The organism is Paraburkholderia lebeckiae, assembly GCF_050436225.1.
In the GTDB taxonomy this organism is placed as follows: domain Bacteria; phylum Pseudomonadota; class Gammaproteobacteria; order Burkholderiales; family Burkholderiaceae; genus Paraburkholderia; species Paraburkholderia tuberum.
In genome coordinates this window covers 3,155,134-3,161,285 of record NZ_JBNDLU010000001.1, presented here as the reverse complement: position 1 = coordinate 3,161,285, position 6,152 = coordinate 3,155,134, and the positions used below count along the sequence as shown (strand labels likewise).

The 6,152-nt window shown below is 60.6% G+C and carries 3 protein-coding genes and 1 pseudogene; 1 reads left to right on the top strand and 3 read right to left on the bottom strand.

The window, feature by feature from the left end; all coding sequences use genetic code 11:
* Positions 1 to 423: 423 nt before the first annotated feature.
* Positions 424 to 2,421 carry an RNA polymerase sigma factor RpoD gene (gene rpoD, locus OKW45_RS14745; protein ID WP_018420749.1) on the top strand — a complete coding sequence of 666 codons (1,998 nt, stop codon included), beginning with the start codon at positions 424 to 426 and terminating at the stop codon, positions 2,419 to 2,421.
* A gap of 328 nt (positions 2,422 to 2,749) precedes the next feature.
* On the opposite strand, the gene OKW45_RS14740 is transcribed toward rpoD, so the two are convergent.
* The 3 genes and pseudogenes from OKW45_RS14740 to OKW45_RS14730 form a co-directional block, all read right to left on the bottom strand.
* A complete protein-coding gene (locus OKW45_RS14740) occupies positions 2,750 to 3,853 on the bottom strand; it encodes a YjgN family protein (protein WP_429469164.1) in 1,104 nt (367 codons plus the stop codon).
* A 629-nt stretch (positions 3,854 to 4,482) separates the two neighbouring features.
* Positions 4,483 to 4,899, bottom strand: a pseudogene (locus OKW45_RS14735) (PLP-dependent aminotransferase family protein); the annotation flags it as partial.
* A 24-nt stretch (positions 4,900 to 4,923) separates the two neighbouring features.
* Entirely contained in the window at positions 4,924 to 6,096 is a 1,173-nt protein-coding gene (locus OKW45_RS14730; protein WP_018420746.1) for an NAD(P)/FAD-dependent oxidoreductase, read from the bottom strand.
* Between the last annotated feature and the right edge of the window lie 56 nt (positions 6,097 to 6,152).

The window sequence follows — 6,152 nt, the reverse complement described above, 5'->3', positions numbered from 1 at the left end:
GAGCGCTCGACAACGCGTCAAGCCCCTTCTGCGAATTTCTTTTGGGGACAGCATGCGAGGATACGACTCCATATCACGAATACGACATGGAGCCCCCTTGCGCAAGGAGCAACTCGCCCCCATCTAGGTTAGGTCGCGCGCATGGCCTCGGACTATGCACCTGCGTAGCCTCACGCATGCCTGCGACAACAGCGGCGATGATTTGATGTGCACGCATGAGCGCGAACCCCCAAGCTCGTATATAATGCGAGCCGCGCAAAATTTCGCATGTCCATCGGCCCGCTTCGAGCGGGCTCATCTTTTTTGCTCCCCAGAGCACAGCCCAACAACCGCGTTGAGTCACATCAGGTGATGCTGAGCCCTGCTCGAAACGCCTGACGGTAGCGTCTTGCGTCTCATAGCGAAGCCTCTAGAGGAAATTACGTGAACCCTTTTGATCGCGAAGATTCGCAACACGACACCACCGCCTTCACTGCCAAAGTTCCGTCCGGCCGTTCGGCCAAAGGCAAGGGCGCCGGCAAAGCGATCCCCGTGGCAGCCGAGCTGCTGCCGCAACAAGCCGAAGAACGCCAGCGCCTGATGCGCGCACTGATCCAGCTGGGTAAAGAGCAAGGCTACCTGACCCACGCGCAGATCAACGACCACCTGCCCGACAACTTCACCGCAACTGCCGCGATCGACAGCATCGTCAGCGCGTTCAGCGACATGGGCGTGCAGGTCTACGAGCAGGCCCCGGACGCGGAAACGCTGCTGCTCAACTCGAATTCCCCCGCCGTGGTGTCGGACGACCAGGCGGACGAGGAAACCGAAGTCGCGCTGTCGACCGTCGACTCCGAGTTCGGCCGCACCACCGACCCCGTGCGTATGTACATGCGCGAAATGGGCGCGACCGAGTTGCTCACCCGCGCAGGCGAAATCGCGATTGCGAAGCGCATCGAAGATGGCCTGCACGAAATGGTGCAGGCGATCGCCGCGTGCCCGCTCGCGATCTCCGCGATCCTCGCGAGCGCGCAGCAGGTTGCCGACGGCGAGCTGCGCATCGACGAACTCGTCGACGGCCTGAATGAAGAGACGGCCGCCGCGGAAGAAGCCGCGAGCGCTGATACGGATGCTCATGAAGACAGCGACGCGGACGAAGACAGCGAAGACGAAGAAGACGACGACGTCGGTCCGGCCGATTCGTCGGCGGCGGACGAAGCTCGCCTGAAGCAGCTCACGAGCGACTGCCTCGAAATCTTCGCCCAAGTCGGCATTCTGTACGATCAGATGAACGCGTCGCACACGCGCGGCGACGTCACGTCGAAGGCCTATCTGCGCGCACGCGAAGACATTCAGCAGCACCTCGCGAAGATCCGCTTCACCGCACGCACGATCGACCGTCTGTGCGGCGACGTGCAGCACCAGGTCGCGCAAGTGCGCGCGATCGAGCGCAACATTTTGCAGATCGTCGTCTCGAAAGCCGGCATGCCGCGCGAGAAGTTCATCGAAACGTTCGCGGGTAGCGAGGCCGACCTCGGCTGGACCGAGCGTGCCGCGCGCACCGGCGGGTCGACCTATGGTGCGGCGCTCGAGCGTCATCTGCCGGCCATCCAGTCCGAACAGCAGAAGCTGATCGACATCGAAGCGACGGTGTCGCTGCCGCTCAAGCATCTGAAAGAAATCAACCGCCAGATGGTTGCGGCCGAATCGAAGATGCGCAAGGCCAAGAGCGAGATGATCGAGGCGAACCTGCGTCTCGTGATCTCGATCGCGAAGAAGTACGTGAACCGCGGCATGCTGTTCCTCGACCTGATCCAGGAAGGCAACATCGGTCTGATGAAGGCCGTGGACAAGTTCGAATACCGTCGTGGCTGGAAGTTTTCGACGTACGCGACGTGGTGGGTCCGTCAGGCCGTCACTCGTTCGCTCGCCGATCAGGCGCGTACGATCCGCGTGCCGGTGCACATGATCGAAACGATCAACAAGCTGAACCGCATTTCGCGCGAGATCCTGCAGCAGACCGGCCAGGAAGCGCATCCTGCGGTGCTCGCGGAACGCATGGAACTCTCGGAAGAGAAGGTGCGCGGCATTCTGAAGATTGCGAAGCAACCCGTATCGCTCGAAACGCCGGTCGGCGACGACGGCGATGCGACGCTGGGCGACATGATCGAAGACGCTGGCGTATCGTCGCCTGCGGATGCCGCGATGCAGGCCGACCTGCGTGCCGCAATCGACGACGCGCTCGACTCGCTGTCCCCGCGCGAAGCGAAGGTGCTGCGCATGCGCTACGGCATCAACACGAAGTCGGATCACACGCTTGAAGAAGTGGGCAAGCAGTTCGACGTGACCCGCGAGCGGATCCGTCAGATCGAGAGCAAGGCGATGCGTAAGCTCATGCATCCGAGCCGCGCGGACCGTCTGAAGTCGTTCCTCGACCGATAAGCGTTTGCCACGCTTGTCGTGCGCGCTGCACGGCAAGCCGCCACATCGTCATACACAAGCAGCGGGATGAACCGGTCTACGGTCAGTCCCGCTGTTTGCTTTTGTGCTGTACCTTTCCACAATTCTTCAGGCGCGAGTTCTCCGCTTCGCTGCCCCCTGTTGTCCACAGATTTTGGGAACAAGCTTGTGGACAACCTGCGCATGACTGCGCTAACTCATTGAGCGTACTGCGTTTCGCGCTCGCGCCTTCGATGAGTCACGTGTCCCATTACTTGCCGCACATCGTGCGCCCCCCGCCCATTGCCGCGCTCTCAACGCGAGTCCAATCTCAGAAGGCGCCGCCATGATCGAGCAGATTCAGCATGCCCTCGCCGGTCAGCGGCGCCGCCACGGTGCTTTGCCCCAGCATATGCGGATCGATGTAGCCGGAAACCTGCAGCGTGTCGACGGCAAAGCGCATCAGCCGATGCAGCACGATTGGCGCGCCAAAGCCGAGCGTGAACACGATGATCGCAAGGTTGCCGCACTGCAAGCTGAGCAGACGCGCCACGCTGACGTTACTGCCGAAATGCAATTGCGAGCCGAGCGACGTATTGCCCATCACGTGGCGCGTCAGCGCGGCGACATAGAAGCCGCGGATCAGCATCGTGCCGATGGAGAACAGCGCATAAAACAAAAACAGCGATCCGAGCGCGGCCCGCGATGGCGCCGTACTCGCCCCCGGCACTTGGCCGACATGCATCGATGCGAGAGCGCCCTTCAGAAACACCATGAACAGCACCGCGAACAACACGACCACGCCGACGAACGTAACGAGGAACAGACCATAGACAACCCACGCGCGCCCCTTGAAGCGAAACGCCAGGCTACCGAAGCTGCTCGCGTTGATGCGGCACTCCGTTAGACGCATCGATGTCCACGGCGTCATCTGGCCAAGCGTGACAACGCACAACAGCGCGTACAGCAACGCACGCACGCCGAAGCCGAGCGCCGAGCCGGTCATGCCGCCGCGAATACCGCACCACTGCGTCCGGCTCAGCCGATAGCGCTGCGCGCCGAAAAACGCGCCCGCCGCGAGCACGACGATCAGCAGATACAACGCGATGACAGGCAGCGAACCGAGTGCCGCGCTTTTCGTCAGCATGCGCAAGACCACGCTCAGCGCGCCAGCCGCGAAAACCGCGCTGAACACGACCACGATCGCGAACAGAAAGCCCTTGAATAGCTCGCCCCCGGTGCCCGTGTACTCGAAGCGCTCGTCCTGAAACCGCATGCGCGACCAGACATAGCGGCGGTTGTTCGTGGTCGCCCAGAAGCGGTAAATGCCGAGCGTCACGATTTGCAGCAGAAGGTTTCTGAAAAAGATGCCGTAGAGGTCGCCGAGCGTGCCGTCGTAGATCAGCAGCGGCCGCTTCTCGTCGAGTGAATTCATTGCGTTGCCCTCTTTTCCTCATTTAACGTTTTTGTGGCCCACTCACGCATTCTCGTGCGGCACTCGTATGCGGCATGCGTGGGCGAACGCGACGGGCGACGGTGCTTTCCCGTGCGAAGGCCGACTCGTGTGGCGCGAACCCGGGTAAAACCTGTCTTTCAGACATTGCGGGAATCACGCAAAACGGAGGCCGGCCGGCAAACACGATAATTACACGGTTTCTTATCTTTATAAATGGCATTTCCGCATATAAATCGACGATTTGCATTACAAGATTTGGCAAACGCCGGAATTTATTCAAATTGCATAATCTTGAAATTAAGGCGTGCAATAACGATTTCATTGGGGGCAATCATTTGAGGGGTCCACTCGCGCGTACGCGCTGTTCGACGTGGCAATCCCGGGCGGCCTCATCTGCGGCTTGCCACGGTCGGTCTCATAGAACGGCACGCGCGGACGAAAACGATTGCGTATTCGAACTCAACGCGATTCGCGATTAATAAGGAATGCGGTGAATTCTGTTAAATCGCCACAGTTTTTGGCGTTTGGATAGAAAAACCCGGCTGCACATTAGATGCTCGCCGGGTAATCTGCCGCATTCCACTGATTGTGTAGATGCAATAAGGATTTTATTGCTCGTCGAAGTACTGTTCGAGCGCGCGGTTCATTCGGTGCACGCCGGTTTCAATCTCCGCCACACCCGGCGCGGCAAACGACAGACGCAGCGCAGCCCTATCGGCCGCGCCCTGGTAAGACGCGACACCCGGCACGAACATCACGTTCTGTTCGATGCACACACGCAGATAGTCGGACGCATCGCGTGCCGCGTTCCGACGCGCCCACACGAACATGCCGCCGGCCGGACGATGAAATGCGATGTGCCGCGAGAAATGCGTGTCGAGCGCATCGCATAGCGCGCGGCATTTGACGGAATAGGCATCGACAATGCGCGGCAGATGCCGCTCCAGCGCGCCGCTCGCGAGGTACTCGGCGGCAATCGCCTGGGTCCAAGGCGCGCTGCATAGATCGACGGTCTGCTTCGCGACCCGCGCATCGGGCCATATAACGCGCTACACCACGTTCTTTTCGATGATCGGCCGGTTTTCGAGCACGCGCGCAAAGCTTAGTGAACTCAGATCGAGCGTCGCATAGCGGCCATGCAGAATCAATTCGCTGATGCCGCGTCCGGTTGCCGGCCCTTGTTGCAAACCGTGGCCGCTGAACCCATTCGCGAAAATGCAGTTATCGATATCCGGGTGATGGCCAATGATCGCGTTCTGATCGAGCACGTTGTATTCGTAATAGCCAGACCAGCAGTTCTGCACGCGCAGCGCCTCGAATTGCGGCACGCGATTGGCGAGCGTCGGCCAGATCACGTCGTCGAATAGCACGTGATCGACTTCATCGAGCGGTAGATCGTCGGGATCGTTATCGGCCGACGGCGACGTGCCGCAGATATACGAATTGCCTTCAGGCCGGAAGTACACGCCGCTCGGATCGATCAGCAGCGGACAGCGTTCAAGCTTTGCCGGCGACGTGACGTTGAAGATACTGCGCCGCCGCGCATAGACGGGCAGATCGATGCCGACCATCTGTGCGACCTTGCGCGACCATGCGCCGGCCGCGTTGACGACGACGTCGCAAGCATAGGTCTCACCGTCCGCGGTTTGTACCTGCGTGACGCGATTGCCCTCGCGATGCAGCTCGGTAACGTCTGCCGCGACATAGCGCGCGCCGAGCGCCTGCGCTTTTTTGCGCAGCGCCTGTACTAAACCGTAGCCGTCGAACCAGCCCTCGCCGCTTTCGCCATAAGCGCCGGCAACGAGGTCGTCGGTATTGAGCCAAGGGAAGCGCGTTTGCAAGCCATGCGTGTCGAGCAGGCTGATATCTGCGCCGAGGCTTTTTTGCAGCGCGTGATTCTCGCGCAGCGTCGCTTCACCGGCAGGTGTCGCGAGAAACAGGTAGCCGCCTTCGTGCAGATCGATCGAGGGCCGGGTGCCGTCGACTTCGAGCCGCTCGCCGATCGAGCGAAGAAACTCGATGCCGAACAGCGACATCTGAATGGAAAGCGGCGTAGAAAACTGCTGCCGGATCGACGCCGCCGACAAGGCCGACGACGAACGCGCATAGGTCGGATCGCGCTCGATTACCGTGACGCCGACTGTCGGATCGGACAGCCGCAAAAAATACGCAATCGAACTGCCGATCACCCCACCGCCGACGATCACGACTTTCGAACTCACGTCTTACTCCACGAGTAACGTGGCCGCTCCGGAACGCCGGGCGGCGCAAACGGATT

Bases quoted from the DNA above. Each gene is read 5' to 3' on its own strand.
- OKW45_RS14740 (WP_429469164.1), bottom strand. From the start codon at position 3,853: ATGAATTCACTCGACGAGAAGCGGCCGCTGCTGATCTACGACGGCACG.